Source organism: Bacillus sp. FSL W8-0102 (assembly GCF_038007225.1).
GTDB classification, from domain to species: domain Bacteria; phylum Bacillota; class Bacilli; order Bacillales; family DSM-4216; genus Bacillus_O; species Bacillus_O smithii.
The window spans coordinates 3,364,247-3,390,000 of record NZ_JBBOWT010000001.1 but is presented as its reverse complement, the minus strand read 5'-3'; the positions used below and the strand labels follow the sequence as shown (position 1 = coordinate 3,390,000).

Sequence of the window (25,754 nt, the reverse complement as noted above, 5' to 3'; positions counted from 1 at the left end):
CTTGGATTATTTTGGATGAAGCTCATGTCACGAACATTGCCGTTTTGCCTCAATATCGAGGAAGAGGATTTGGCGAAGCTTTGCTGAGTAAAATGATGGAGTTGGCAAGGGAGCTTGGGGCGAAAACGATGACATTAGAGGTTAGGGTAAGCAATATGCCAGCTCAGTCTCTTTACAAAAAATTAGGGTTTCAAAAAGGAGGTATCCGTAAAGGGTACTATACGGATAATCAAGAAGATGCTTTGATAATGTGGGTGAACTTATAATGGAAAAGGATATGTACATTTTAGGAATTGAAACAAGCTGTGATGAAACGGCTGCTTCCGTTGTCAAAAATGGCAAGGAAATTCTCTCCAACAAAGTGGCGTCTCAAATAGAGAGTCATAAACGATTTGGGGGCGTTGTCCCGGAAATCGCATCACGCCATCATGTGGAACAAATCACGATTGTCATTGAAGAAGCGATGAAGGAAGCCGGTCTAGATTTTTCTCAATTAGACGCGATTGCGGTGACGAAAGGACCCGGTCTTGTCGGGGCGCTGCTCATTGGCGTCAATGCGGCAAAAGCGCTTGCCTTTGCTCATCAAATCCCTCTTGTCGGTGTGCATCATATTGCGGGCCATATTTATGCTAATCGGCTCGTAACGGATATGCGCTTTCCGTTGATAGCGCTGGTAGTTTCAGGCGGCCATACGGAATTAGTGCTGATGAGAGAGCACGGAACATTCGAAGTGATTGGGGAAACAAGAGATGACGCGGCCGGAGAGGCTTATGACAAGGTAGCCAGAACATTGAATCTAACCTATCCCGGAGGGCCGGTCATTGACCGTCTTGCGCATGAAGGAAAAGCATTGATCGATTTTCCGAGGGCTTGGCTGGAAGACGGATCCTATGATTTTAGTTTTAGCGGATTAAAATCAGCAGTCATTAATACTTTGCATAATGCGGAGCAAAGAGGGGAACAGTATCGCCCTGAAGATGTGGCTGCAAGTTTTCAGGCGAGTGTGGTAGAAGTATTGACTGAAAAAACAGTGAGAGCCGCCAAACAATTTCAAGTAAAACAAGTTTTACTTGCCGGGGGCGTGGCAGCAAATCGTGGATTGCGCAGCGAATTGCAAAAGAAAATGGAAGAATTGAAGGATGTAGAGTTAGTCATTCCGCCTTTATCGCTATGTACGGATAATGCGGCCATGATTGCAGCTGCGGGAACCGTTTTTTACGAAAAAGGAAAACGAGACGGCTATAACATGAACGCCTATCCCGGATTGGAACTGGATCACGTTTAATCTCATTCTTAGATGTGAAAAAAGGATTTTTCCGGGGATCCATCTTTAGAAAATAGTTCTGTTTCTAATCGAGATGAATAGTGACGTTTTTCGGCCGGCAGAAGGGCGCTGCCGGTTTTTTTGTCTTCCGGTGAGAATCGTGGAAGGGCTTTTTGGTGAAAAGCTGTGGAAAATAGAATCGTCAGGAATCACTATTGTTCATAACATGTGGATAATATGTGGAAAACAAAGTACGTTATGTTAAAAACTTTTTTTAAATGTGGATAAATTTCGAGGATAAATTTGGGATGTTGTCAATAAGTCTGTGGATAATGTGGAAAAATGTGACTTTTGCGGTTGTTTCAATGACAATAATGTGATTTATTTTGTGGATAATTAGGATGGCATCAATCCGTCTTGGCAGCGATTTTTTTGTTGATAAAATATCGGAAATAACGGTGTGGAAAAATCGTGTATAAGAGGATTTTCATTTATGGTGTAAAAATCTAAAGAGGCTGTAAGCAATGATGCTACAGCCTCTTTTTTCATAGAGAATACAGGATGTCCGAACAATGAGAACTATAAACTTTCCTGCAATTCCGTCCATTCCTCCATAAGCTGATCAATTTCTGCTTTCAGCTGTTCGATTTCCTGATTGATGGCATGTGCCTTTTCATAATCTTGAAATATGTCAGGCTGAACGAGCAGTGCTTCTTTTTCTGAAAGGAGCGTTTCTTTTTGTTCAATCGTTTGTTCAATTTCTTCAATTCGTCTTCTTTTTTTTCTCTCCGCTTTTTTCGCTTCTTTATCCAGTGCAAACGTGTTTTTCGAAGCGGTTGTGTCGTCATCAGAGGTACGGCGATTTTCTTGTTGTTCCAAAAGCGATAATTCCAGCTGTTCTTGTTTTTTGTTTACATAGTAATCGTAGTCTCCCAAATATTCAGTGGTCCCGTTAGGAGAAAGCTCGATCACTTTAGTGGCAATTCGGTTGATAAAATAGCGGTCATGGGATACGAACAATAATGTTCCCGGATAATCGATCAAAGCGTTTTCGAGTACTTCTCTGCTGTCAAGGTCAAGATGGTTCGTCGGCTCATCGAGAATTAAGAAATTGGCTTTCTTCATCATGAGTTTGGCAAGGGCCAGCCGTGCCTTTTCCCCGCCGCTTAAAGAGGAGACGGTTTTCAAAACGTGATCGCCTGAAAAGAGAAAATTCCCTAAAACGGTCCGAATTTCTTTTTCATTGTAATTAGGAAAATCATCCCACAGTTCATGAAGGACGGTTTTATTTGAAGTTAAATTGGCTTGTTCCTGATCATAATAGCCGATTTCGACATTGGTGCCGAATTGAACAGATCCTTTGATCGGCTGCAGAAGCCCAATAATCGTTTTTAATAGAGTGGTTTTTCCAACCCCGTTCGGTCCGACAAGCGCAATGCTTTCCCCGCGGGTTATGTTCAAATGGATATTTTCACTCACAGGACCGCGGCCGTATCCAATGGCTAAGTCTTTAACGCGCATCACTTCATTGCCGCTTTGCTTTGCAATTTCAAACGAAAATTGAGCCGATTTTTCATCCCCTGCAGGCTTTTCCATCAGCTCCATTTTTTCCAGTCGTTTTCTTCGACTCTGCGCTCTTTTTGTCGTCGAAGCGCGAGCGATGTTTCTTTGGATGAAGTCTTGGAGCTTTTCAATCTCCTCTTGCTGCTTTTCGTATTGTTTCATTTCCCGTTCATATTGCTCTGCTTTTTGAATCAAGTAATCACTGTAGTTTCCATAATATTTTCTAGCCTTATGCCGGGAAATTTCGTATACTTGGGTCACTACTTTATCAAGAAAATAGCGGTCATGGGATACAATCAGAATGGCTCCCGGATAATTTTGCAAATATTGTTCCAACCATGTTAAAGTTTCAATATCTAGATGGTTGGTCGGCTCGTCCAATATGAGAAGATCCGGTTTGGAGAGCAAAAGTTTCCCGAGGGCCAACCTTGTTTTTTGACCTCCGCTTAATGAGGAAATTTTGGTTTCATAATCATAGTCTTGAAAATGAAGACCGTGCAAAACGGAACGAATATCGGCTTCATACTGATAGCCGCCTTGTTCTTTAAATTGAATTTGCAATTGGTCATATTCTTTCACGATTTTCTTAAATTTTTCCGGATCGTTATAAACGGTCGGATCGGCCATTTGATTTTCCAAATCTCTCAGTTTCTTTTCCATCTCCCGCAGTGGGCCAAAAACGGACAGCATTTCATTCCAAATTGTCAAATCCGATTCTAAGCCGGTATCTTGAGCAAGATAGCCGATCGTCACATCCTTTGGCTTGATGATTTCGCCGGAATCATATGATAATTGGTCCGCGATGATTTTCAGAAGCGTAGATTTGCCTGCTCCGTTTCGCCCTACTAAAGCAATCCGGTCACGTGATTGTATTTCCAGTTTAATATTCGATAAAATAAGTTCAGAACCATAATATTTTGTGAGTTGAAGAACTTGCAGTAGAATCATTGTTTTATTCACCTCAATTGCTATAGTGTAAGTGTACCTTATAGCTCCTTAAATGGGCAATGGAAAGAAACAGAACGGGGGAAGTGTGAGACGGAAAGAACGGGAAATCGAAGCAATCTCTTCGGTTGTTAAGTCAAGCTGCCGGCAGGAAGCTACAACGAAGCATGAATTGACGACGATCTTACATCCGCTGGACATACGTTTTAGATCGATGTCCACATTATACACAGACATTCGCAAAAAAATAGTGTATCATAATGGGGAGGCATTCATCGTGTCGAAATTTACTCATTTTAACGAACAGGGAAGGGCTAAAATGGTTGATGTCAGCCATAAACCAGAAACAGTCCGTACAGCCGCCGCCTGTTCAAGCATCCAAGTAAATGAAGAAATTTATGAAGCCATACAAAATAACCGGATTCAAAAAGGGGATGTGTTGGCCGTAGCACAAGTGGCCGGAATTATGGCGGCAAAGAAAACATGGGATATCATTCCAATGTGCCATCCCATTCCCATTAAGGGGATCGATATTTCCTTTTCGTGGGAGACATACAACGAGAAATTTACTTTGAAAATTTTGGCTAAGGTAAAGACCGTAGGAAATACAGGTGTAGAAATGGAAGCGTTGACAGCCGCTTCTGTTGCGGCTCTTACCGTTTATGACATGTGCAAAGCCGTAGATAAAGGGATGGTCATCGGACCGACCTACTTGCTCGAAAAAACGGGCGGTGTCTCCAGTCCGGACTATAACAGAGATCATCATTCATAGTTTTTGGAAGTTGTGGAGGAATGAGTATGAGTCAAGAAGCCATGAAAATTCCACAAGCGACGGCTAAACGTCTGCCTCTTTATTACCGATTTTTGCAGAATTTGTACGCCTCGGGGAAAGAACGAGTATCTTCAGCAGAATTAAGTGAGGCGGTCAAAGTGGATTCCGCCACGATCCGCCGTGATTTTTCCTATTTTGGCGCCTTAGGGAAAAAAGGCTACGGATATAATGTCAGCTATTTATTGTCGTTTTTCCGAAAAACGCTAGACCAAGATGAAGTGACAAGCGTCGCACTGATTGGCGTGGGGAATTTAGGCACAGCGTTTTTAAATTATAACTTTATGAAAAACAACAATACGAGAATCGAATGGGCGTTTGATATCGACAAAAATAAAATTGGCAAAAAAGTTGGCGATGTAGTGGTATATGATTTAGCTGAATTGGAGGAGCGATTGATGGGCGAGAATGTTCCGGTAGCCATTTTGACCGTTCCGGCTTCGGCCGCCCAAAGTATTACAGACCGTCTAATAAAAGTGAACATCAGTGGAATTTTAAATTTTACGCCGGCAAGAATATCCGTTCCTCCTTCCATTCGAGTCCACCATATCGATTTAGCGGTTGAATTGCAATCATTAGTATACTTTCTGAAAAATTATCCTGATGAGGAAGAAGAGAAAGAGAAACTCGATAGAAAAAAGGATTTACATCATTTATGATAAAATGAAAGAGGTGGAATACATTGGGAATGGGACCGGGCAGCCTTATTTTAACTGCGATCGTAGCTTTATTAATCTTTGGACCGAAGAAACTCCCTCAGTTGGGGAAAGCAGCCGGGGATACATTGCGTGAATTTAAACAAGCAACTAAAGGCTTAGCAGACGATGAAAAAATGAAAAAGAACGACGACAAGTAATGATAGGATGAGCGATCATGAATCGAAAAGACATGACGGTACTGGAACATATCATGGAATTAAGAAAACGTCTCATCATTGTGATCGTTTTCTTTGTGATCGCTGTAATTGTGGGTCTATTTACAGCGGAGCCGATGATTAAATTTCTGCAGCATGCCGATCTGGCGAAAGAGTTGACGATGAATGCATTTCGCATTACGGATCCTATGAAAGTTTATTTTCAAATGTCCTTTGTGATCGCATGCATCTTAACTTCCCCAGTTCTTCTTTACCAGCTTTGGGCCTTTATCAGTCCCGGGTTATATGAAAAAGAGAGAAAAGTCACGTTAAGTTATATTCCGGCTACGGTATTGTTATTTCTTCTCGGCGTTGCTTTTTCCTATTTTGTTCTTTTTCCGTTTGTGCTTCGTTTTATGACAAACTTATCTGAAAAACTGGGGATTCATCAAGTCATTGGAATTAACGAATATTTTCACTTTTTGTTCCAACTCACTATTCCCTTTGGGATTTTGTTTGAATTGCCTATCGTGGTCATGTTTTTAACCCGGCTTGGCATCGTTACGCCCAAGTTTTTGGCCAAAATACGTCGTTACGCCTATTTTGTCCTGCTTGTCATCGCGGGAATTATTACGCCGCCGGATGTGATGTCACAGCTCATTGTGACCATTCCTCTTTGTTTTTTATACGAAGTGAGCATTTGGATTTCGCGGATGTCCTATAAAAAAATCCAGAGATTAGAAAGGCAAAGAAGCGAAGAAATCGTGAATGAAAATTAATATCACGATCGAGAGAAAGGCTGCTCGAGTTTCAGCGGAAGATATATCCCATATTGATTACGTGAAACGTTCAATAATCTGCTTTATAGTCTGTTCAAAAAACATATCCAGTATATCCTAAAAGAATATACTAAGAGAAAAATAAAAACGAATCCTCTGCTCAAGCAGAGGATTTTAGTTTTGGCGCGAGGAGGGGGTTTACGAAAAAATGAAAGCGATTTCTTTTTTGTGAAACAAAGAAGGCTTTCTAAACGAGAAGTGGTGACGAAAACCTAGCCGATTTCGGTTAGGTTTTTTTAAGAAAAAATTAAGAAAGGACCCGCATACTAGGCTTATCCAAATGACCAATGGATAAGAAAGGAGCAGGGATTTTGAAAAAATGGTGGATCCTTTTTGGGATTGTGATTGTCGTTATTGGAATAGGTGGATGGTTTTTTGCCAAAGGAAAAGAAAAGCCGACAATGGCACAGGTTCAAACCGCTTCTGTACAAAAAGGAAAATTGCAAGTGAAGGTGAGTGGTTCTGGGACTGTTCAACCTGTTACGAGTACGGATGTCAAAGCTGCTTCCAACACAGAAGTAGACGAAGTACTTGTTTCTAAAGGAGAGAAAGTAAAGGAAGGACAAGAGTTGGTTACATTTACGGACGGCAGTGATATTACTGCACCAGCAGACGGAACCGTTACATCGATTGGCGTTTCGGATGGAGATCGTGTATCGAAAGGCCAAGTCATTGCTCACATTACCAATTATGATGATTTGCAAACAACGGTGCAAATTGATGAATTAGATATTCCAAAAGTAAAAGTGGGGCAAACGGCCAGTATAAAGGTCAATGCCTTCCCTGATACAACCTATACGGGGAAAGTGACAGCGGTTGCCAATGAAGGAACGGTATCCAATGGAGTCTCGACATTTGATGTGACGATTCATATGAATAAACCAACGAATGTAAAAGTGGGAATGACAACCGAAGTCAGTATTTTAGTGCAAAGCAAAGACAATGCTCTCTATGTGCCGATTGAAGCTGTACACTCAATCAATAACGAAAAATATGTAGTGGTTGAAAAGGGAGATGGCTCTGTCGCGCGGCAAACCGTGAAGACGGGAATAAGCAATGAAGATTATGTAGAAATCACAAATGGTTTAACAGAAGGTGAGGTTGTCCAGCTGCCGAGAGTATCTGCATCGTCTTCGAGCAATGAACAAATGAGCGGCAGAAGAATGATGGGCGGAATGTCTGATATGGGTGGATTTGGCGGCATGAATCGCGGATTTAACAGAGGGAGATGATCGATGATGACTGAACCGATTATTCGAATGGAAAATATAACGAAATCATATTCGCTTGGGGGAGAAGTAGTTCATGCCCTGCGGGGGGTCTCTCTCCAAATTGGAAAAGGAGATTTTCTTGCGATTGTCGGTCCTTCCGGTTCCGGGAAATCAACATTGATGAATATCATTGGCTGCCTCGATCGTCCTGATGAAGGTCGTTATATCCTCGATGGAAAAGAAATAGATAAAATGATAGACAGTGAACTGGCAACTGTTCGAAATGAAAAGATAGGATTCGTTTTTCAAAATTTTCATTTACTGGCAAAATTAACGGCGTTAGAGAATGTAGAACTGCCTTTATTATATCGAGGAGTAAAGACAAAGGAACGACAAAAAATCGCTTATGAATACTTAGAGAAAGTGGGATTAAAAGATCGAGCCCGTCATTTGCCCAACCAGCTTTCTGGCGGACAGCAGCAACGGGTGGCCATTGCACGGGCTCTTGTCGGCACCCCGCCGATTTTGCTTGCCGACGAGCCGACAGGGGCTCTCGACAGCAAGACAAGCAAGGAAATCATTCAATTGATGAAACAATTAAATGAGCAAGGACATACGATTCTTCTCATTACACACGATTGGGAAGTGGCTAACGAAGCAAAGAGAATTGTTCGCATTCAAGACGGGCAGCTGTTTGAGGAGAGAGGTGATTTTGTTGGCAATTATTCCATCCATTAAAATGGCTTTCCGCAGCATTCAAGGCAATAAGCTTCGCTCCTTTTTAACGATGCTTGGCATTATTATCGGCGTCTCTTCTGTTATTGTTTTGATCTCAATAGGTCAAGGTTCGAGTAAAGAAGTGGCCAGTCAGATGAACCAGTTAGGGAGCAATTTATTAACAGTGAATGTGATGGATTCGGATCGTGTTCAATTGAAAATGGATGATATCGAAAAGTTTCGCGATATTACAGGCGTAAAAGAAATTGCTCCCGTTGTTTCCGGACGGGTCTATGTAAAAAATGGTACGACTTCGACACAAGTTTCTTTATTGGGAACGAGCTCTTCGTATCAAACCGTACGCAATGCACAAGTCAGCCAAGGTCGCTTTTTATCTGATATCGATGTAGAGTATCGGCAAAAAGTGGTGATTTTAGGATCTGACACAGCGCAAACATTATTTGGTTTTGATAATCCGGTCGGAAAATATATACAAGTGGAGGGCACATCGTTCAAAGTAATTGGAGTTCTGGCTTCAAAAGGCAGTTCGTTCGGACAAAGCGGTGATGATGTGATCATAATGCCGCTTTCGACAGCCCAGCGATTGGTTAAAAACACAAGTATTCAGACAGTATATGTTCAAGGAAAAGATGCAAGTGAAGTCCCGTTTGTTATGGCGCAATTAAAAAGAACATTAGCACGTCTATTCCCCAATGATCAAGATAGCTACAGCGTCTTTAACCAACAAGATTTAATGGAAACGATGAGTTCGGTTAACAATACGATGACGATGATGCTGGGCGGAATCGCAGGAATTTCCCTTTTAGTTGGTGGAATTGGGATTATGAATATTATGCTTGTGTCTGTTTCAGAGCGAACAAAAGAAATAGGAATTCGAAAAGCGATTGGAGCGAAGAGAAGAGATATTTTAATGCAGTTTTTGATTGAAGCTGTTGTGCTAAGCGCTCTAGGAGGTGCGATTGGAGTGGGATTTGGATTGGTCATTGGAAAGGGGCTTGCAGCTACGATCGGACTGTCTGTTTCTTATTCTGTCTCTGTTTGTATGGTTGCCTTTTTATTTTCTCTATTCATTGGAGTGGTGTTTGGCGTATTTCCTGCTAACAAAGCAGCAAAACTGGACCCGATTCAAGCTCTAAGATATGAGTAAAGTAAAAGTGCGCCATATGCTGCATACGGAATTGGGGAAACGCAAGTTTTAAGAACAATAGATATCTTAAAATCTCCTGCGAATGTTTTTTATTTGAAAAAGTGACTGGTCTTTTTAAGGGCAGATTCCATGGCGTAAGAAATTTGACAATCGAGCGGCAGAAAAAAATGAAAAAGAAATTCTAAAAAGCGATCGTTTTTGGCGACCGCTTTGTCTTATTATTAGAAGTAAGAGAAAGAAGGGAGATCCGTGAGATTATTAGTAGTTGAAGATCATGTAGATTTGTTGAAATCGATGATTGACATCTTATCGGATGAGTTTGAGATCGATAGTGCCACAGATGGCGAGGAAGGGTTATTTTTAGCTTTGCAAAATATTTATGATGCCATTATATTGGACGTCATGCTGCCGGGAATGGATGGTTTTGACATTGTGCAACGAATTCGGAAGGAAGAGATTGATACACCTGTTTTATTTTTAACGGCAAAAGATTCTCTCGAGGATCGGGTAAAGGGCTTGGATTTTGGCGGAGATGACTACTTAGTCAAACCGTTTTATGCTTCGGAGCTAAAAGCACGCATTCGAGCGTTATTACGGCGCAGTGGCAGTTTTACAACCAAACAGACTATTTGCTATCGAGGGATTGAGCTGTACGGAAAAGATAAGGATGTCATGGTAGATGGGCACCCTATTAAATTAACGGCGAAACAATATGAGCTATTAGAGTATCTTATCCATAATAAGGGAACCATTCTAACAAAAGAACAAATTTATGATCGGGTGTGGGGATTTGATTCGGATAAAACGATTGCCATTGTCGAAGTATTCATTCATCATCTTCGCAAAAAGCTTGAACCGTTTGGCTATCACACAGATATTCAAACGGTTCGTGGCGTCGGATATAGGTTAACAGACCAGTAGGCAGGAGAGAAAACGATGTTTCAACGCACTCATCTTCGATTGACGCTGTTAAATTCTCTTGTTTTTTTCGTTTTAATTAGCTTATTAGGGACGGCCCTCTATTCATACATGCATGCTCGTTTATATAAAGACGTGGATGCATCGCTTATGCATATAGCGGAACGAGAAGCAGATAATGATAGACCGTGGGAAAAGGACGTTCCTTTTTTTCGGGATCCCCGTGTGTTTATCGTGTTTTGGAATAAAAAAGGAGAAATAATCGACTTAGGTCACGACGCAACCATTTTCACCCAAACGCCTATCGAGAAACCTAAACAATTGAACAAACTGTATGATATGAAGATTGAAAACTTTTATTTCCGAACGATTGCATTCCAAATGGATACGGAATTCGGAAAGATTACGGTACAAATTTTTCGAAGTGTCAATTCCGAAAAAGAGATTTTAGATAAGCTTTTATTGATCATTGTGGCGGGATGTGTGATCGGAGGACTGTGCGCCGTAGCAGCCGGATATTTTCTTGCGGGCCGAGCACTGGTGCCGATTCAAAGAGCATGGCAAAAACAGCAGCAATTTGTTTCGGACGCTTCTCATGAATTGCGGACGCCATTAGCAGTGATACAGACAAAAACGGATTTATTGTTCCATTCTCTTTCCTCGACCATTGAAGAAAAAATAATGGATATTTCCGTAATCGCGAAAGAATGTAGACGACTTTCCAAATTAGTCTCTAACTTGCTTATCTTGGCACGCTCAGATTCCAATCAAATAGAATTAAAAAAACAATCATTTCGATTGGATGAGTTGATTAGAGAGATTGCCGATACTTATTCAGAGATTGCTTCCTATCAACAGAAGGAAATAACGATAAACGTAGAATCCCCGATTTTATTTACTGCGGATAAAGAACGAATCCATCAATTACTGGTCATCCTATTGGATAATGCGATCAAATATACTAAAGAAGGGGGACGCATTTCCATCTCTTGCCGTCAAACTTCTTCTTCCATTACCCTTGAGGTGCAAGATAATGGAATCGGGATTGCCAAAGAAGAGATTCCGAAAATTTTTGATCGTTTTTATCAAAGCGATAAAGCACGGACGAAGTCAGATGGGGCAGGATTGGGACTTTCCATTGCCAAGTGGATTATTGAAAAACACAATGGAAAAGTAAAAGTGGACAGCCAATTAGGAGAGGGAACTCGCTTTGAAATGACCTTTCCAAAACAATCAAAAAGATGAAGGGACACCCGCATTTCTTGAAGTGACCCCTGTCAAGCAGACAGGAAATAAAAAAAGACACTTAAGCAGCCTGAGCCTTATATTCATAAGGGCTCAGGCTATTTTATGTGCGCCCGGCATGTACATGAACTATAGGGTGTAAGTCCCGAACCCCGAAGACAGAAGTAGAGGTTAGCTCAACGAAAGGGTGTCCGTGGTGACGCGGAATCTGAAGGAAGCTGGAGGCAAAACACCGGTCCGAGGAACACGAACCTCATATAAGGCTAGGTATGATTGAGTGAGTTTGCATAACAAAACAAAGCTCTTTCTGTCGAAGGTCATATCGAGTAAATGAGGCGGATAGATGGTGTGAAAGTGCATGTACTTACCCGGGGAGGTCTGGCGGATATGTGAAGTACTCTTCATAACCTACTTAGTGATAAGTAGCTGAACCGTCAGAAGTCAGCAGAGGTCATAGTATTAGTTGGTCTAGAACAACTAAGAAGGACCGAACAATTAAGAGAGAATAGCCCTTGGTATTCAGTGAGTCATGATGAACACAGAAAACGTAGTACCTCACTTGAGGGAGGAAGCGGTGAATCCCGTGGGAGACCTCTTGGAGGGTGGAGTGACCACTGGCATAAAGAGAACAGCTATTCACGGAAGTTATAAAGACTTGCGTCAATGATCTTAATTGAACCGCCGTATACGGAACCGTACGTACGGTGGTGTGAGAGGACGGGAGTTAATCGCTCCCTCCTACTCGATTTTTTTAGTAACGTTGGACGTATTTGTGTACGGCATCCTTGACCTCTTTGACTTTGCAAAAAGAGTGCAGAAGAAAGCACTCTGTCTTGAAATAGCTAAAGAAGTTCTCCATGCAGGCATTGTCCAAACTGTTTCTTTTCCTGGATATTCGGGTCCTTATGATCGACCGGGACGGCCTCTGGGAGAATGGCCATAACGTTCTTTATATTTTTCAAGCGCTTCCTGTCAAGTTAGAGTTTTGTTACAGAAAGGCTTGGTGTGCCCTTTTTACGATAAGTGTACGACTTCTTAGAGGGCCTGCGGAGAGGCTCAAAAAGGACGTCGATGAGGCGTCCCACGGATTTCATTCTAAAGGATCAAGTCCGTGGGATAAGAGATATTGGCTGCTTGCATATGTAGTATCCAGCATTCGTTTTCCTTCAATCTGGGGCAGATACGATATAGCCGTGATCATTTTCCGGGGATCCGAACCGGCTGGGGATTGATCACCTTCATCATCGTTGAAAGAATCTTGAGCTTTCTGACGTTCTTGTTTCCCCTCCGCTGTCCGAGGTTTTCCCTTCCGTATCCGATTCCTGCCAATCTTTGCATACGTCGATCCAATCCTTGGCACCGGAATAATTCCACAGATCTTCCGGACTCACTTCAATGGCGGAGTTGATGCTTCCGCATACGGGAAAAACGGTTTTGAACCGCTTTAAGGACAGGTCTAAAAAGATGTCCAAATCATTGGCCAATCCAAAAGGACAAACCCCTCCGACAGCATGGCCCGTTTGTTCGAGCACTTCCTCGGCGCTTAACATCCGCGCTTTAAAACCGAAAGTATGGCGGAATTTTTTGTTGTCGATTTTGGCGTCGCCGGCGGTCACGACCAACAGCGCACTGTCTCCTTTGCTCCGGAAGCATAAGGTTTTGGCGATGCGGGCCGGTTCTACGCCGATGGTCTGGGCGGCCTGTTCCACCGTGGCGCTCGAAGTATCGAAGACCATAATATCCTGATCCCGATTCCATTTTTTTAGATGGGCTCTAACACTTTCCAGGGACATCTGTCTTTCCTCCTTCATAGGTTCTATATGATTAATGTCTATCTTATCATAATGATTCGAATTTTGTGAGATTTGAGTCTTTTGGAGGCGTGATATTACGGAAGGACGCAAAAGGGACATCCTTGTATGCAGCCGCCGCAGATCGGATGTGATCTTACGGAAGGCATATATAAAGCCAGACCGGTGGCAATGTCCTCTATCCCTTCGTGAACTTTCTTTTTTCTGTCCACTATAAGGGGATCATATCAACTTATAGGGTGTTTTCCTTTTTTAAGAAAAAGTTAAGCAAAGCTTGGCATAATGATGGCATCCTCAAATAAATGAAGAAAGGAGAGTCGCATATGAGAAGGGTACGTGCCCTTCATTTTTGGATCGGAGTAATAGCATCTTTGTTTTTGTTTATTGAATCAATAACAGGTCTCATTATGTATGTAACAGGAGAAGAGCGAGGAAAGGATGGTAGAATGGAACAGTTTCATGCAGTCAATACACAGCCAATGGCAACGAACTCTCAACAAAATGGACAATCAGGGCCTCCAGCTGCAGGAGAAATGAATGGGGGTTTTCCGAATAATGGGGGAGAGGGCCATTCATTACAAAGAGTGGTTCGTGAACTTCATACAGGCCCCATTGGTCTAGTGAGTTCGATCGGAATGATCATCATGACCGGGACTGGACTGGCTATTTCGATTCATATACTTCTAAGAAAACGAAGAAAGGCGAGACTTCGAAAATCTCTCGCTACATAAGATGAAGAAAGGGGGAGATTTTCCTTTTGACGCACTTCGTAAAAAAGGAATAAAGAGGTTGGCTTTCATAAATTAGCCGAGCTGTTGATAAAGGCCGCTGCCATGTTTGGTTTTATGTTTTGGTGAAAATGGGAAGATAAAGGGGGTGAGAAATCATCAATGGGCTGAAGAAAATCGAGGCTGTTAAATAATGTGAATCATTCTTTTTTTGCCGTATATGGGTTGCCTCGGCGAGGAGCGAAGATACGAACGAATGATCACATTATTACACGGAAGCCTCCATTTTGCCCATGCAGAAATAGAAAAAATTCGATTGTCAAAGAAAGATAGCATTCAATTGGCAGAACAATAAAATGAAGGTGAAAGGTAAGCAAATAGGATGGGTATATCGGTTCATGCTTACCTTTTTTCTTTTTGTGAAATTCGTGCCTTATTTTTTGTATCGGCTCTTCATACGGAAATAATAAAAAATGACTCGAATGCCGGATCCCACATCCAACGTCGCCAAAATAATGAGCAAGTACGTAAAAAAACCAAATCCATTGGAATTTACATTTTCAATAGCCATATAAGTAAAAAGGGAACCAAAAAGCAAATAGATGATCCCTGAGGATAGCAATGTTTGTTTCATTGGAAAAATCCTCCGATTAGCCCTTGAATGTGCTGAAGTTGGTCACGATAGAAAAGCTGTACGACGACCACAAGAGTATTCATGGCTACGTGGGCGAAAATAGGAACCAGAATTCTGCCTGTTCTTACATATAAAAAAGCGAATGTGAACCCCATCGCGCTATAAAGAAGAATATGTTCGAATTCCATATGCGCCATGGCGAAAATGACGGAACTGATCGTTGCGGCGATCCAAAAAGAAAAACGTTTGTATAAAGAGCCAAAAATGATTTTTCGAAAAACAATTTCTTCTAATATAGGTCCGAAAATGGATGAAACAAGCATGGAGGCCGGAAATGTTTTGATAATTTGAAGGATATTTTCCGTATTTTTCGAACCGGGATCCACACCGAAAAGGTTTGCTTCGATGTTGGCAGCGATGCCTTGGGAAAACAGTGCAAGAAATACTCCGGCGATCGCCCATACTATCGATTCTCCTGGAGAAGCCGGAGCTTTTCTCACCAATAAAGCATCAGTACGTGCTTTTCTTAAAATCAGCAAAATAATGATTAATGTAATGGAAAAACTGATGACAATCCAATATCCGGGGGCCGCTTGCCTCATAAAAACGGGGTCTTGTCCTGCCCTGATTCCTATTCGATAAACGAGCGGGACACCGATGAAACTGGATAGCAGCATAAGAATATAAGCAATTAAAATATAACCGTATTCTTTTTTCACTTTTTTATACTCCTTCTCTTATTCATTCATTATTTTCATTCTACTAGCAATTTACATCCCATTCAAATTCAAGAATACAGGAATAAAACTAGTGGCCGGGGAGAAGATAACATCAGGCATTTTCCCCTCGCGCGGATAAGAGAATTCTGGCGAAAAATCTCGAATAAAATTTTTTGCATCATACTTGCAAAAGAAAGGGGTTTTATTTATTATTATTAATGTGTTAGCACTCGGGTGAATAGAGTGCTAACAATATAAATTACATATGAAAACAAGGAGGTTGTTTCACTTGTTAAAACCACTGGGTGATCGCGTCGTAATTGAATTAGTTGAAACGGAAGAAAAAACTGCAAGCGGTATTGTATTGCCAGATACGGCAAAAGAAAAGCCACAAGAAGGCAAAGTGATCGCAGTTGGAACAGGCCGCGTTCTTGACAGCGGTGAACGTGTTGCACCAGAAGTGTCTGTTGGCGACCGCATCATCTTTTCTAAATATGCTGGTACAGAAGTGAAATACCAAGGTACAGAATACTTGATCCTTCGCGAAAGCGATATTTTAGCAGTGATTGGAGAATAATAACGATTTTTATCATATGACAATATTTTAACTAAGGGGGTTTTACAAAATGGCTAAAGATATTAAATTCAGCGAAGATGCTCGCCGTGCGATGCTCCGCGGTGTAGATAAATTAGCGGATGCAGTAAAGGTGACTCTTGGACCAAAAGGACGCAACGTGGTTCTTGAGAAAAAATTCGGATCTCCTTTAATTACGAACGATGGGGTTACCATTGCGAAAGAAATCGAATTGGAAGATCCATTCGAAAATATGGGAGCTAAATTAGTTGCTGAAGTAGCCAGCAAAACGAATGATATTGCTGGGGACGGTACTACGACTGCAACTGTACTTGCTCAAGCAATGATCCGTGAAGGATTGAAAAACGTAACAGCCGGTGCAAACCCTGTCGGCATCCGCAAAGGAATTGAAAAAGCGGTTCAAGTGGCTGTTGAAGAATTAAAAGCCATTTCAAAACCAATCAAAGGAAGAGAATCCATTGCTCAAGTTGCTGCTATTTCTTCTGCTGATGAAGAAGTTGGCGAATTGATCGCAGAAGCAATGGAACGCGTTGGCAACGACGGTGTTATCACGATTGAAGAATCCAAAGGTTTCACGACAGAATTAGATGTCGTAGAAGGTATGCAATTTGATCGTGGCTACGCTTCTCCATACATGGTAACAGATTCTGACAAAATGGAAGCTGTTCTGGAAAACCCATATATCTTAATCACTGATAAGAAAATCTCTAACATCCAAGAAATCCTTCCTGTTCTTGAACAAGTTGTACAACAAGGCAAACCGCTTCTTTTGATCGCTGAAGACGTTGAAGGGGAAGCTCTTGCAACACTTGTTGTAAACAAATTACGCGGTACATTCAACGCAGTTGCTGTAAAAGCTCCTGGATTTGGTGATCGTCGTAAAGCAATGCTTGAAGACATTGCTATTTTAACTGGCGGTGAAGTGATTACAGAAGATTTAGGATTAGATCTTAAATCTGCGACTATTGCTCAATTAGGTCGTGCTGGAAAAGTTGTAGTAACGAAAGAAAATACAACGATCGTAGAAGGAGCTGGCGAATCCAGCAAAATTGCTGCTCGCGTAAATCAAATCCGCGCTCAATTAGAAGAAACAACTTCTGAATTCGATCGTGAAAAACTTCAAGAACGTCTTGCTAAATTAGCAGGCGGAGTGGCTGTGATCAAAGTGGGTGCTGCCACTGAAACAGAATTAAAAGAACGCAAACTTCGCATTGAAGACGCTCTGAACGCTACTCGTGCAGCTGTAGAAGAAGGAATCGTTTCCGGCGGTGGTACTGCACTAGTGAACGTTTACAATAAAGTCGCTGCTATTGAAGCAGAAGGCGACGTAGCGACTGGTGTGAAAATCGTTCTTCGCGCATTAGAAGAACCAATCCGCCAAATTGCACAAAACGCTGGTCTTGAAGGATCTGTCATTGTAGAACGCTTGAAAAAAGAAGAAGTCGGAATCGGCTTCAACGCTGCTACTGGCGAATGGGTAAACATGATCGACGCTGGTATCGTAGACCCAACAAAAGTAACTCGTTCCGCACTTCAAAACGCAGCATCTGTTGCCGCTATGTTCTTAACAACAGAAGCTGTTGTAGCTGACATCCCGGAAGAAAACAAAGGCGGATCAATGCCTGACATGGGCGGAATGGGCGGAATGATGTAATAAACATCAAAAAACCCTTATATATCAAGGAAAGAAGGCTGTTTCGGCAGCCTTCTTTTTTTATAATCACAAATCACTCACATTTTTTGGGAATTTGTAATATTTAGGACGCTTCTGAAGTGAATATTTATTTTTTCTGAAGCATTCTTTTTCATTTTTTCCGTAACGTGCATATAAATTTTCATGGTTGTTTCTCGGTTATCATGTCCAACATGTTTCATGATTGTTGGGAGATCCACTCCGGCTTCGGCCAAAACTGAAATATGTGTTTATCTGAAAATGTGTGGAGTAGTATGTTTCTTAATATTTTGTAAATCATTTTTCTGAAAAATCTTTTAAATGCATTTGATAAACAATAAACTTAAGTTTATCCTTAAATAAAGGAGGTCAACTAAAGTTTATGTCTAAAATCGATTTAAGCTTATTAGTTACATTTTTAATCATTTTCCCTTTAGGGATGTATAAAGCTTTTTTTGAAAAAGGGGGTACTTTTTCGTTAATTTTTGGTATTTTGCTAATTGGCCTTTCTATATATCTAATATTTGAAATGAATAAGAAAAAATAATTAAATCAGAACATAACAATTTTGCTTTAATAAATTTGTTGTCCTTGATACCAAGAGATGGCGTTATATACTTGCAACAGTAGAGAAAATGGTAAAATCACTGAGAATTAACAACCGTGGTTGGTATTGGAGTATATTAGGGAAAATGATTAGTTGTGTTAGAAGTTATATTCTAATCAGGTGAATGCTGCTCGTATCGCAGAAGTTTTTTTAGTTCTCGACTAGCATTCAAAAAGATTGACGATCCTTGATATGCTTTTCAGCAGTGCTGGACAGAAATTGTAGAATCTCCTTATACCCATTGCAACAAACTATCAATTTTGGTGCCTTTTTGGTGCTGATTTATAAATTTTAGAGGTTTCTCGTAAGCCTCACCCTCACCAAACTTTTGGCAAACCTCTTTTTACGATCATCCTTAAGAGATAATTGGCGTCGCTGACCTGCTATTGGTTCAGGAGGAGTATTTGGTAGATACACAGATTCTTTATCACTTATTTATTTTTGCGGGACTTACAGAGAAAAAAGAAAAGCCCCCGAGAGGGCTATCTCAATTTCTTTCACACGCATAATTGTCGTGATCTCTATCGAATTTAGGTTGATAAGCTGGATGACCAGCGGGAACTCCATCTGGATACACTTCTCTAAGCTCTGTACAATTTGCAAAATCTGTTTGGCCAGTACTTGGTGTTGTTGCAGAAGGAGCAGTTGGTTGCGTATTGGCGTTGTAATTAAAACCAGAGTTTGATCCAGCACTTGTATGAGTACTATATGTTGAATGTGTCGAGTGTGACGTGTGATGACTTGCGGTTTGATCGGCCGCACAACCATTGAATCCTTTATCCGTCACATAGCTTGGATCTGACCATATATTTAAGTGCTTGTTTTGAGCTGTTTTTTCATCATTTTCATATGCTGATAGATATTTGTACGGCGGGTCGTATATGTATGCAACACGGGCATATCCTTCTTTCAACAGTTCTTCTTGTACAGATTTACCGTCAACAAACACATATGCAAGTAGACGTCCGTATTTATCTCTTTTGCTGCTCTTGTCAAATTCAAGGGACAGATTGCCGCTATTCACTAATTCACGGTTTCTTTCTGCTGCAGCCTTAGCGTACTTAATTAGCACGGTCGTTATTGGAATGAAATAGCCTTTTCTCGTACATGAATTCATCTCCAATAGACCTATGAATATAGTACTAGATAACATGCAAAAAAATAAATCTTCAAGATAAGCTCATCGAATACTAATGGATCCGGTCTTTTCCCAGTTACCATGTCTGCTCATTACGCTGGAATGGAGGGCAGCACGCCTAGCAAGTTCTCATTTATTCCAAATTATTATTATCTTAATTTTACGATTTTTTCAATATACAATTCCAATTTTACCATGTTTTTATTTTGGAAAAAATAAAATGGCTAGTAAAGCAAATAGAGGGAAAGTTTTCTTTTCGATTTAACTAGTAATTTTCTTCAAAATGGGAATTAATTCTTGAAAGAAAGGCTTCACAATAAAGTCAGTGGCACCTAGCTTAAGAGCTTCCATGATCAAAGTTTTTTGTCCCATGGAGGAGCATATGACAACTTTGGCTTTCGGATTATGCTTTTTGATTTCATTTAAAGCGTCTAATCCATTTTTATAAGGCATGATGATGTCGAGCAGTACAATATCAGGAAGAACTTTTTGATAGAGTGTAATGGCTTCACAACCGTTGGAAGCTTCAGCCACAACCTTGAAGTTGTCATTGGACAAAAGTTGTTTTAAATGATTCCTCATAAACTGAGAGTCATCCGCAATAAGGACAGTTGTAAACGTTTTTTTCAATTGAATTCAATCCTTTCCTAAAATTTAGGCAAATTTTTAAGAAAGGAATTTCAGTTTTGAACAAGATTTATCAAGAATAAATCTTGGCAGCCCGGCTACCATGACAATCTATAGATTGTTTTAGGCCCGTGGCTTTGCGTCTTTTACTTTCGTAAAATTTGCCCAATCGTATCATAACATATCGAATTTTGTCGATAAAGTTTTGTACTTTATAATAAAATGTTTACTTTTACGTCAAGAATAGCAAAGAGCAGATGGAAATGAAAAAGAGGATGAAATCGAATAAAAACGTGATTGTAGAGGCAGCAAAAGCAGAAGAACATGAGAAAAAAGGAGTCGTGCTGCAGCGAGCAGCATTCAGAAGAGATATAATTTACAACACTTATGCTCATCATGTATAATAGTATTGAGTAATTCCATATGATAATAAAAAACGAAGGTGCGGCAACACCTTCGACTATACAGTAGACGGTTCCCTTCAAGGGGGATCGACAAGGCAGAAAGAATCCATAATCCACCTGGTCTCGTTAACTCAAGGGTGGATTATTTTCTTTGGTGATATGACAGTATCAAAACAATGAGACTTGCAAAAGTTAATGCAAACATCAATGCTTGAAATACCGTCATCGGCATCACCCCCTTTCTTATAGGGGTAAAATGCCGACCACCCTTGAGCTTTTCCCGTAGCTATTGTGTTTCTATTATATCACGTGTTTATTTTTTTTCATAGATTATTACGAACATTTGTTCCTTTTTTTACCAATTAATGATTTGATTTCGCGATTTTTGCATGTGATGAATCGCTTTTTTCAATGATGGCAAGGAATTCAATAGAAAGTTGTATTGGTAAAAAATAGATAGTATAGGGGAAGCAGTGGAGAGTAAATATCTTTTGCTAAGTGAGATGGCTAGTCGCTTTTTCCTATTTCGATTGAAATATAAGCAAAGCATTTTTCTGGAATGTCGAGGGCTTTGTCACTGTTAAATCATAACAACACCCCTCTTCTGATTTAGTAGAAGAGGGGTGAGGGAATGTTAGGCTTTGGTTTCTTCTTTTTCGTAAATCGGCACCCAGCCTTCAGTTGTGACAAAAATGCGTATGGCGACAACGCGACGATCTTCTTGCAGTGTAAAATAGTGGCGCGTATTTTCGGGAACGGAAATTAAATCGCTCGGCTCTAACTCGACGTCAAAAAACTTTCCGTCTTTTCCTTGAATCACAAAGATTCCGTGGCCGCTGACAATAAAGCGGACTTCGTCATCTGTGTGATGGTGTTCACGCTTGAAATTTGTGAGCAATTCATCCAAGTTCGGTGTATTTTCAGATAAAGAAATGACATCTTGCGCTTTATAGCCGCGACGTTCGGAAATATCCGCAATTTCCTCTTTAAACGTTTCTAAAATTTCATTTTTTTCTTCTTCCGTAAGCAAATATTTCTCACGCAAATGTTCCGGGAGTTTGGTAATATCCCATTTTTCGTAAATAACGCCTTGCTCGTCTAAAAATTGGATTACTTCTTCTTCCTTTGTAAATCTTTCATTTGTTTCATGTAAACGAATCGTTGCCATTTTTCTTCCTCCTTTATTTTTGCTTATCCCTTTTGTGCTTTAAAGTGCAAGTGGGGTCAGGCACCTTAATTTGATATGATAACTGAATAAAAATTCATATGCTTCCAAATATTTTTTCGCTTCAAATGCGGTGCGTCCCCATACGGTAATGCCGTGATTGCGAATGAGGACGGCTCCTGCATCGTCATGCACATGCCGGGCGAATTCTTTCGCCAACGTTGGAATATGGGCGTGATTTTTGATGATCGGAATGCGAATCACAGCGTCTTCTTCCCAAAGTCCGAACGCTTTTATAATTTCTTGATTGCTAAATTCCACTTCTCCAATGTCACCGTATAATTCAGAAATGACATTATTATCGATGGTATGGACATGGAGGCCGCAGCCTGCATTAGTTCTGTTATAAATTTCCACATGCAAAAGCGTTTCCGCTGAAGGTTTTAAATGGGTTTCTTCAGCCGGATGGCCAAGCGCATCTACGAGAAGGAAGTCTTCATCGGTTTGCTTTCGTTTATCTTTTCCGCTCGCGGTAACAAGAAAGTGGAGAGGATCATCGGAAACTTTAATCGATAAGTTCCCGCTTGTTGCAAAAAACCAATCGCGCTCGGCCAACTCCGCTTTCACATCGGCAAGTTCCTTCCATTTTTTCTCAAGTTCACTCATGCTCCCACCTCCAGCTTCTCAAGCACCTTCACTACATCAAAAAACGTGTTGAATGGTGAATGGGAAATGCCTAGTTTCTTGCACTTTTCCAGTAAAAAGTCGCGAGCAATGACATGGTCCGCTAATTTTGCCACAGCTAAATCCGTAATGGAATCTCCTATGACGATATGGAATCCATCCGGTTTTGAGTGCTTCCGCAGCAGCGACGGCTTGCAACAGCCACAACCGTTTTGGCAATGCTCATCACACGAATAAGGCCAAACAATTTGAATGGTTTCATTGCTAAAATCTGAACCGTTGCAAAAAATGCGTTCTTTTTCGATAAGTCCTTCCAGAATCGGATAGACGAAAAAATCAATGCCGCCGCTCACTACATAGAGCGGAATGTCGTGTTGTCTTGTAAAATCGACAAATTCCCGAAAGCCGTCGCGAATACGGGCCGTTTGTAAAACGTAGTCTGTAATCTCTTCTTTCAATTCGGAAGAAAGGAGGGAAAACATGTTTCCGACACCTTCTTGAACGGTCAGCCGCTCCGCCAATATATCGTCTTTTAGCATTTCCCATTCCGGAGGAGCAAACTGTTTCATAATCGCAGCGATATTATCTTGGGTGGTAATGGTTCCGTCGAAATCGCAAAAAACGATTGGTTTTGTCATACTGCCACCTCGTGAGCGCCCCATAAATCAATAGCTTTTTTCAACTCTTCATGGTCTTTGGCAGCTTCTTCCAGGGATTTTCCTGTCAGCACGGCCTCAATCGCCGCACGGAATGCTTTTCCGCCGCCTTCAGCTCCATCCGGATGGCCGTGTATTCCGCCGCCGGCATTAATGACGCTATCGATTCCAAAATCGCGAATTAAAAGCGGCACTAGACCTGGGTGGATACCCGCAGATGGAACCGGGAAAGATCGTTTCCAATGCTCATCTTCTTTCGTCAACTCGTCGGCAATGCCGAGCGCTTCACTTCGATCAAGGGCGACGCTTCCATATGGCGATGGGAAAAGAGCAAAATCGGCTCCGGCTAATCGAAGCAATTTTCCAAGCAAGAGCGGGCTTTTGATGCCATAAAACTCTGATGGTGTAAGTGCACCGCTGACAGCTGGATGGGCCATAATCGGAATGGCAATGTCTTCATCTTCGCGCAAGCCTTGCAATACGTCTAATCCATAAGCGAACACGTTAAAAAGAATCACATCGGCACCGATTTCCGCCGCGCGTTTTGCTTTTTCTTTTAACTCGAATGTTTTGCCCGTTAAATTGACCGCATACAACGTTTTCTTTCCTGTTTTTTCGTATACGTCGTTCAGCACGGCTTTCCCGTTGATGATTCGCTTTTCAAACGGAGTTAAGTCGTTTTCAAACAAAATTTCGTCGTCTTTCACGAGATCGACTCCGCCGAGGGCTTGTTGTTTTAACTGTTCCGACAAATAATCTAAATCACGCCCGATGACGCCTTTAAAAATACTCATGAGAAGCGGACGATGATCGGCGCCGACTTTTTGGCGAATTCCGTCTATTCCGAAGCGCGGACCGGGAAACTGTTTTTTTAATTCTTCAGAAAAAGCAAGATCGACCAGTTTCACTTCGCCATCGAGCGACAGCTTGCCGAATACGGTTGTTAAAATCGCTGGTAAATCGGCGCTGAAATTGAGGCTTGGATACGCAATGCGGACAAGTCCTCGCTTCACACGTTTGCCCAGATACTTATTGACTCGCTCGTCCTCTTCCAACGGTGTGACGCTCTCGACTTCTCCTTTATGCTTCTGCAATTGTTCTTTTTGCAGCTGCGGCAAATTGGTCCAAGAACCAACCGTGAGGCCAAGAGCAATTCCTTCTGCTTTTTTCTCCAAATCTTTCTCATCGTGAATAAGATAGGTGGCAATGACTTGGCTCATGTTCATCCCTCTTTCTAAGTTCAATAAAAAAACCTCTTCATAAGAAGAGGCTAGAGGTTCACACTCTTCTTATCTCTCAGCATATCGCTGCAAGAATTAGCACCGTGCTTAACGATTGTTAAGTCGGTTGCCGGGCTTCATAGGGCTCGTCCCTCCACCTGCTCTTGATAAGAATGCTTGAATCATGTATTGACTTTTCAAAATTTTCTTAGTATCGGTAAATTTGATTTGTATTATGACAGGAATTTTTATCGGTGTCAATCATTTTTTTGCGACATGGAAAAGACCAAGCTTCGCAATACGTTGGACAGCTTCTTCCAGCCGTTCTTCCCTCGTTAATAAACCGACGCGCACATACCCTTCTCCGTGTTTCCCAAATCCGATTCCGGGAGCAACCGCCACATGCGCTTTTTCAAGTAGAAAGTCAGAAAATTGCTCTGATGTCCAGCCGTTCGGTACAGGCAGCCATGCAAAAAATGAGCCAGAAGGAGGCGTTACATCCCAACCGATTTGCGAAAGAGCACGAATAAACGTATTCCGTCTCGACTCGTACAGCGAAACAAGCTTTTTCACGCTCTCTTGTGAAGAAAGAAGCGCACAAGCCGCTGCCTCTTGAATCGCACCAAACAAGCTGACGTATAAATGGTCTTGAAGCAAGTTAATCGCTGCGATGACACTTTCATTACCAACTGCCGCTCCCACTCGCCAGCCGGCCATATTAAAGGTTTTCGAGAACGTATATATTTCTATGCCGACGTCTTTAGCCCCTTCTGCTTGGAGGAAACTGACCGGTTTTTTGCCGTCAAATCCGATTGCCCCGTAGGCGAAATCATGCACGACGCAAATATCGTGTTTTGCGGCAAACGAAACGGTATCCATAAAAAATTCTTTCGATGCCGCCGCTCCGGTAGGGTTATTTGGATAGTTTAAAAACATTATTTTTGCTTTTTCTGCCACGTCCTTTGAGACTTCGTTGTAATCCGGCAAAAAGTGGTTTTGAGCGCGAAGCGGCATCATCGCCATTTCGGCTTGTGCCAAAGCGACACCCGACCAATAATCCGGATATCCCGGATCAGGAACGAGAACAAGATCACCCGGATTCAGCAAACAGGTCGGAATTTCCACAAGTCCTGCTTTTCCTCCAAATAAAACCGCCACTTCTTTTTCCGGATCCAGTTTCACCCCATATTCACGTTCATAAAAGGCTGCGACCGCTTCTTTAAAAAACGAATAGCCGCGAAACGGCGAATATTTATGATAACGGGGATTGGCGACTGCCTTTTGCATCGCCTCCACAATATGGGATGGCGTCGGCTGATCCGGATTCCCTTGACCTAGGTTAATGACATCATGTCCTTGGGCTTTCACGTTTTCTACTTTAGAGACGAGAGACGCAAAAAACTGTTTTGGGAGTTTCTGCAGCAGTTCCGATTGTGCGAAATGTTTCATCGTTTACACCTACTCAAAATTTTCTTGAAATTCTAGTCAAACATCATATATCGTAAAAATCAAATTGTAAAGTCAAAATTTTTTGAGGTGAAT

The 25,754-nt window shown here is 41.5% G+C and carries 28 protein-coding genes and 2 riboswitches (1 of these 30 cut by a window edge); of the genes, 16 read left to right on the top strand and 12 right to left on the bottom strand.

Annotation, left to right across the window (positions count from 1 at the left end):
- Positions 1 to 266, top strand: the 3' portion of a protein-coding gene (gene rimI, locus N1I87_RS16030; protein ID WP_003354024.1) for a ribosomal protein S18-alanine N-acetyltransferase. 181 nt of this gene lie to the left of the window's left edge; 266 of the gene's 447 nt are visible here — the last part of the coding sequence; the start codon falls outside the window, past its left edge; it ends in the stop codon at positions 264 to 266.
- Entirely contained in the window at positions 266 to 1,285 is a 1,020-nt protein-coding gene (gene tsaD / locus N1I87_RS16025; protein ID WP_341102876.1) for a tRNA (adenosine(37)-N6)-threonylcarbamoyltransferase complex transferase subunit TsaD, read from the top strand. Before rimI ends, tsaD begins: the two co-directional genes overlap by 1 nt.
- Positions 1,286 to 1,843: 558 nt before the next feature.
- Here tsaD and N1I87_RS16020 read toward each other — a convergent pair.
- Positions 1,844 to 3,775: an ABC-F family ATP-binding cassette domain-containing protein gene (locus tag N1I87_RS16020; protein WP_341095663.1), complete on the bottom strand. Its 1,932-nt coding sequence runs from the start codon at positions 3,773 to 3,775 to the stop codon at positions 1,844 to 1,846.
- Between the two features lie 274 nt (positions 3,776 to 4,049).
- Here N1I87_RS16020 and moaC point away from each other — a divergent pair, with 274 nt between their 5' ends.
- The 9 genes from moaC (at position 4,050) to N1I87_RS15975 (ending at position 11,552) form a co-directional block, all read left to right on the top strand.
- Positions 4,050 to 4,544 carry a cyclic pyranopterin monophosphate synthase MoaC gene (gene moaC / locus N1I87_RS16015; RefSeq protein ID WP_340396262.1) on the top strand — a complete coding sequence of 165 codons (495 nt, stop codon included), beginning with the start codon at positions 4,050 to 4,052 and terminating at the stop codon, positions 4,542 to 4,544.
- Positions 4,545 to 4,570: 26 nt separating this feature from the next.
- Positions 4,571 to 5,260 (top strand): redox-sensing transcriptional repressor Rex, encoded by a 690-nt coding sequence (locus N1I87_RS16010; RefSeq protein ID WP_341102874.1) that lies wholly within the window; start codon positions 4,571 to 4,573, stop codon positions 5,258 to 5,260.
- Positions 5,261 to 5,283: 23 nt separating this feature from the next.
- Positions 5,284 to 5,457, top strand: a complete 174-nt coding sequence (locus N1I87_RS16005) for a twin-arginine translocase TatA/TatE family subunit (protein WP_341102871.1) — start codon at positions 5,284 to 5,286, stop codon at positions 5,455 to 5,457.
- A gap of 17 nt (positions 5,458 to 5,474) precedes the next feature.
- Positions 5,475 to 6,233, top strand: a complete 759-nt coding sequence (tatC, locus tag N1I87_RS16000; RefSeq protein WP_341102869.1) for a twin-arginine translocase subunit TatC — start codon at positions 5,475 to 5,477, stop codon at positions 6,231 to 6,233.
- A 371-nt stretch (positions 6,234 to 6,604) separates the two neighbouring features.
- On the top strand, positions 6,605 to 7,525 hold the full coding sequence (locus tag N1I87_RS15995) for an efflux RND transporter periplasmic adaptor subunit (RefSeq protein WP_341102868.1): 921 nt from the start codon (positions 6,605 to 6,607) through the stop codon (positions 7,523 to 7,525).
- Between the two features lie 6 nt (positions 7,526 to 7,531).
- Entirely contained in the window at positions 7,532 to 8,242 is a 711-nt protein-coding gene (locus tag N1I87_RS15990) for an ABC transporter ATP-binding protein (protein WP_003354033.1), read from the top strand.
- Positions 8,220 to 9,389, top strand: a complete 1,170-nt coding sequence (locus N1I87_RS15985) for an ABC transporter permease (protein WP_341095656.1) — start codon at positions 8,220 to 8,222, stop codon at positions 9,387 to 9,389. Before N1I87_RS15990 ends, N1I87_RS15985 begins: the two co-directional genes overlap by 23 nt.
- Positions 9,390 to 9,638: 249 nt before the next feature.
- Positions 9,639 to 10,310 (top strand): response regulator transcription factor, encoded by a 672-nt coding sequence (locus tag N1I87_RS15980; RefSeq protein WP_341102866.1) that lies wholly within the window; start codon positions 9,639 to 9,641, stop codon positions 10,308 to 10,310.
- 15 nt (positions 10,311 to 10,325) lie between these two features.
- A complete protein-coding gene (locus N1I87_RS15975) occupies positions 10,326 to 11,552 on the top strand; it encodes a sensor histidine kinase (RefSeq protein ID WP_341095650.1) in 1,227 nt (408 codons plus the stop codon).
- Positions 11,553 to 12,303: 751 nt separating this feature from the next.
- Here N1I87_RS15975 and N1I87_RS18150 read toward each other — a convergent pair.
- Together N1I87_RS18150 and N1I87_RS15970 are read right to left on the bottom strand one after the other, a co-directional pair.
- The gene (locus N1I87_RS18150; RefSeq protein ID WP_429731826.1) at positions 12,304 to 12,411 is read right to left on the bottom strand and encodes an IS3 family transposase; all 108 of its coding nucleotides are present in this window, start codon (positions 12,409 to 12,411) and stop codon (positions 12,304 to 12,306) included.
- Between the two features lie 382 nt (positions 12,412 to 12,793).
- Positions 12,794 to 13,345: a YbaK/EbsC family protein gene (locus tag N1I87_RS15970; RefSeq protein WP_341102864.1), complete on the bottom strand. Its 552-nt coding sequence runs from the start codon at positions 13,343 to 13,345 to the stop codon at positions 12,794 to 12,796.
- Between the two features lie 341 nt (positions 13,346 to 13,686).
- On the opposite strand from N1I87_RS15970, the gene N1I87_RS15965 reads away from it, so the two are divergent.
- The gene (locus tag N1I87_RS15965; protein ID WP_341102863.1) at positions 13,687 to 14,094 is read left to right on the top strand and encodes a hypothetical protein; all 408 of its coding nucleotides are present in this window, start codon (positions 13,687 to 13,689) and stop codon (positions 14,092 to 14,094) included.
- Positions 14,095 to 14,524: 430 nt separating this feature from the next.
- Here the strand turns inward: N1I87_RS15965 and N1I87_RS15960 are convergent, their stop codons facing one another.
- Both N1I87_RS15960 and N1I87_RS15955 read right to left on the bottom strand, forming a co-directional pair.
- On the bottom strand, positions 14,525 to 14,725 hold the full coding sequence (locus tag N1I87_RS15960; RefSeq protein ID WP_003354040.1) for a YdiK family protein: 201 nt from the start codon (positions 14,723 to 14,725) through the stop codon (positions 14,525 to 14,527).
- On the bottom strand, positions 14,722 to 15,444 hold the full coding sequence (locus N1I87_RS15955; protein WP_341102861.1) for a CPBP family intramembrane glutamic endopeptidase: 723 nt from the start codon (positions 15,442 to 15,444) through the stop codon (positions 14,722 to 14,724). Before N1I87_RS15955 ends, N1I87_RS15960 begins: the two co-directional genes overlap by 4 nt.
- 289 nt (positions 15,445 to 15,733) lie before the next feature.
- Here N1I87_RS15955 and groES point away from each other — a divergent pair, with 289 nt between their 5' ends.
- The 3 genes from groES (at position 15,734) to N1I87_RS15940 (ending at position 18,258) form a co-directional block, all read left to right on the top strand.
- Positions 15,734 to 16,021 (top strand): co-chaperone GroES, encoded by a 288-nt coding sequence (gene groES / locus N1I87_RS15950; RefSeq protein WP_003354042.1) that lies wholly within the window; start codon positions 15,734 to 15,736, stop codon positions 16,019 to 16,021.
- A gap of 49 nt (positions 16,022 to 16,070) precedes the next feature.
- Positions 16,071 to 17,693: a chaperonin GroEL gene (gene groL / locus N1I87_RS15945; protein WP_003354043.1), complete on the top strand. Its 1,623-nt coding sequence runs from the start codon at positions 16,071 to 16,073 to the stop codon at positions 17,691 to 17,693.
- Positions 17,694 to 18,093: 400 nt separating this feature from the next.
- Entirely contained in the window at positions 18,094 to 18,258 is a 165-nt protein-coding gene (locus N1I87_RS15940) for a hypothetical protein (RefSeq protein ID WP_003354044.1), read from the top strand.
- Positions 18,259 to 18,805: 547 nt separating this feature from the next.
- Here the strand turns inward: N1I87_RS15940 and N1I87_RS15935 are convergent.
- Together N1I87_RS15935 and N1I87_RS15930 are read right to left on the bottom strand one after the other, a co-directional pair.
- Positions 18,806 to 19,435, bottom strand: a complete 630-nt coding sequence (locus tag N1I87_RS15935) for a thermonuclease family protein (protein ID WP_341102859.1) — start codon at positions 19,433 to 19,435, stop codon at positions 18,806 to 18,808.
- Between the two features lie 282 nt (positions 19,436 to 19,717).
- A complete protein-coding gene (locus tag N1I87_RS15930) occupies positions 19,718 to 20,086 on the bottom strand; it encodes a response regulator (RefSeq protein ID WP_270584396.1) in 369 nt (122 codons plus the stop codon).
- A gap of 82 nt (positions 20,087 to 20,168) precedes the next feature.
- Positions 20,169 to 20,259, bottom strand: a riboswitch (cyclic di-GMP riboswitch).
- An 87-nt stretch (positions 20,260 to 20,346) separates the two neighbouring features.
- Here N1I87_RS15930 and N1I87_RS15925 point away from each other — a divergent pair.
- Positions 20,347 to 20,487: a hypothetical protein gene (locus N1I87_RS15925; RefSeq protein WP_341102858.1), complete on the top strand. Its 141-nt coding sequence runs from the start codon at positions 20,347 to 20,349 to the stop codon at positions 20,485 to 20,487.
- A 634-nt stretch (positions 20,488 to 21,121) separates the two neighbouring features.
- Here the strand turns inward: N1I87_RS15925 and N1I87_RS15920 are convergent.
- The 5 genes from N1I87_RS15920 to N1I87_RS15900 all read right to left on the bottom strand — a co-directional run bounded on the left by N1I87_RS15920 (position 21,122) and on the right by N1I87_RS15900 (position 25,661).
- Positions 21,122 to 21,655 carry a 1,2-dihydroxy-3-keto-5-methylthiopentene dioxygenase gene (locus N1I87_RS15920; protein ID WP_341102856.1) on the bottom strand — a complete coding sequence of 178 codons (534 nt, stop codon included), beginning with the start codon at positions 21,653 to 21,655 and terminating at the stop codon, positions 21,122 to 21,124.
- A 39-nt stretch (positions 21,656 to 21,694) separates the two neighbouring features.
- Positions 21,695 to 22,318, bottom strand: a complete 624-nt coding sequence (locus tag N1I87_RS15915; RefSeq protein ID WP_327797183.1) for a methylthioribulose 1-phosphate dehydratase — start codon at positions 22,316 to 22,318, stop codon at positions 21,695 to 21,697.
- Positions 22,315 to 22,974, bottom strand: coding sequence for a 2-hydroxy-3-keto-5-methylthiopentenyl-1-phosphate phosphatase (gene mtnX, locus N1I87_RS15910; RefSeq protein WP_341102854.1), 660 nt, complete (start codon positions 22,972 to 22,974; stop codon positions 22,315 to 22,317). The genes N1I87_RS15915 and mtnX overlap by 4 nt, the downstream gene beginning before the upstream one ends.
- A complete protein-coding gene (gene mtnW / locus N1I87_RS15905; RefSeq protein WP_341102852.1) occupies positions 22,971 to 24,212 on the bottom strand; it encodes a 2,3-diketo-5-methylthiopentyl-1-phosphate enolase in 1,242 nt (413 codons plus the stop codon). Before mtnW ends, mtnX begins: the two co-directional genes overlap by 4 nt.
- Before the next feature lie 66 nt (positions 24,213 to 24,278).
- Positions 24,279 to 24,386, bottom strand: a riboswitch (SAM riboswitch).
- 87 nt (positions 24,387 to 24,473) lie between these two features.
- Positions 24,474 to 25,661: a pyridoxal phosphate-dependent aminotransferase gene (locus N1I87_RS15900; protein ID WP_341102850.1), complete on the bottom strand. Its 1,188-nt coding sequence runs from the start codon at positions 25,659 to 25,661 to the stop codon at positions 24,474 to 24,476.
- Positions 25,662 to 25,754 lie beyond the last annotated feature (93 nt).

Bases quoted from the DNA above. Each gene is read 5' to 3' on its own strand.
- tsaD (WP_341102876.1), top strand. From the start codon at position 266: ATGGAAAAGGATATGTACATTTTAGGAATTGAAACAAGCTGTGATGAA.
- N1I87_RS16020 (WP_341095663.1), bottom strand. From the start codon at position 3,775: ATGATTCTACTGCAAGTTCTTCAACTCACAAAATATTATGGTTCTGAA.
- N1I87_RS16010 (WP_341102874.1), top strand. From the start codon at position 4,571: ATGAGTCAAGAAGCCATGAAAATTCCACAAGCGACGGCTAAACGTCTG.
- tatC (WP_341102869.1), top strand. From the start codon at position 5,475: ATGAATCGAAAAGACATGACGGTACTGGAACATATCATGGAATTAAGA.
- N1I87_RS15990 (WP_003354033.1), top strand. From the start codon at position 7,532: ATGACTGAACCGATTATTCGAATGGAAAATATAACGAAATCATATTCG.
- N1I87_RS15975 (WP_341095650.1), top strand. From the start codon at position 10,326: ATGTTTCAACGCACTCATCTTCGATTGACGCTGTTAAATTCTCTTGTT.
- N1I87_RS18150 (WP_429731826.1), bottom strand. From the start codon at position 12,411: ATGGAGAACTTCTTTAGCTATTTCAAGACAGAGTGCTTTCTTCTGCAC.
- N1I87_RS15970 (WP_341102864.1), bottom strand. From the start codon at position 13,345: ATGTCCCTGGAAAGTGTTAGAGCCCATCTAAAAAAATGGAATCGGGAT.
- N1I87_RS15965 (WP_341102863.1), top strand. From the start codon at position 13,687: ATGAGAAGGGTACGTGCCCTTCATTTTTGGATCGGAGTAATAGCATCT.
- N1I87_RS15960 (WP_003354040.1), bottom strand. From the start codon at position 14,725: ATGAAACAAACATTGCTATCCTCAGGGATCATCTATTTGCTTTTTGGT.
- groL (WP_003354043.1), top strand. From the start codon at position 16,071: ATGGCTAAAGATATTAAATTCAGCGAAGATGCTCGCCGTGCGATGCTC.
- N1I87_RS15940 (WP_003354044.1), top strand. From the start codon at position 18,094: ATGTCTAAAATCGATTTAAGCTTATTAGTTACATTTTTAATCATTTTC.
- N1I87_RS15935 (WP_341102859.1), bottom strand. From the start codon at position 19,435: ATGAATTCATGTACGAGAAAAGGCTATTTCATTCCAATAACGACCGTG.
- N1I87_RS15925 (WP_341102858.1), top strand. From the start codon at position 20,347: ATGAAAAAGAGGATGAAATCGAATAAAAACGTGATTGTAGAGGCAGCA.
- N1I87_RS15920 (WP_341102856.1), bottom strand. From the start codon at position 21,655: ATGGCAACGATTCGTTTACATGAAACAAATGAAAGATTTACAAAGGAA.
- N1I87_RS15915 (WP_327797183.1), bottom strand. From the start codon at position 22,318: ATGAGTGAACTTGAGAAAAAATGGAAGGAACTTGCCGATGTGAAAGCG.
- mtnX (WP_341102854.1), bottom strand. From the start codon at position 22,974: ATGACAAAACCAATCGTTTTTTGCGATTTCGACGGAACCATTACCACC.
- mtnW (WP_341102852.1), bottom strand. From the start codon at position 24,212: ATGAGCCAAGTCATTGCCACCTATCTTATTCACGATGAGAAAGATTTG.
- N1I87_RS15900 (WP_341102850.1), bottom strand. From the start codon at position 25,661: ATGAAACATTTCGCACAATCGGAACTGCTGCAGAAACTCCCAAAACAG.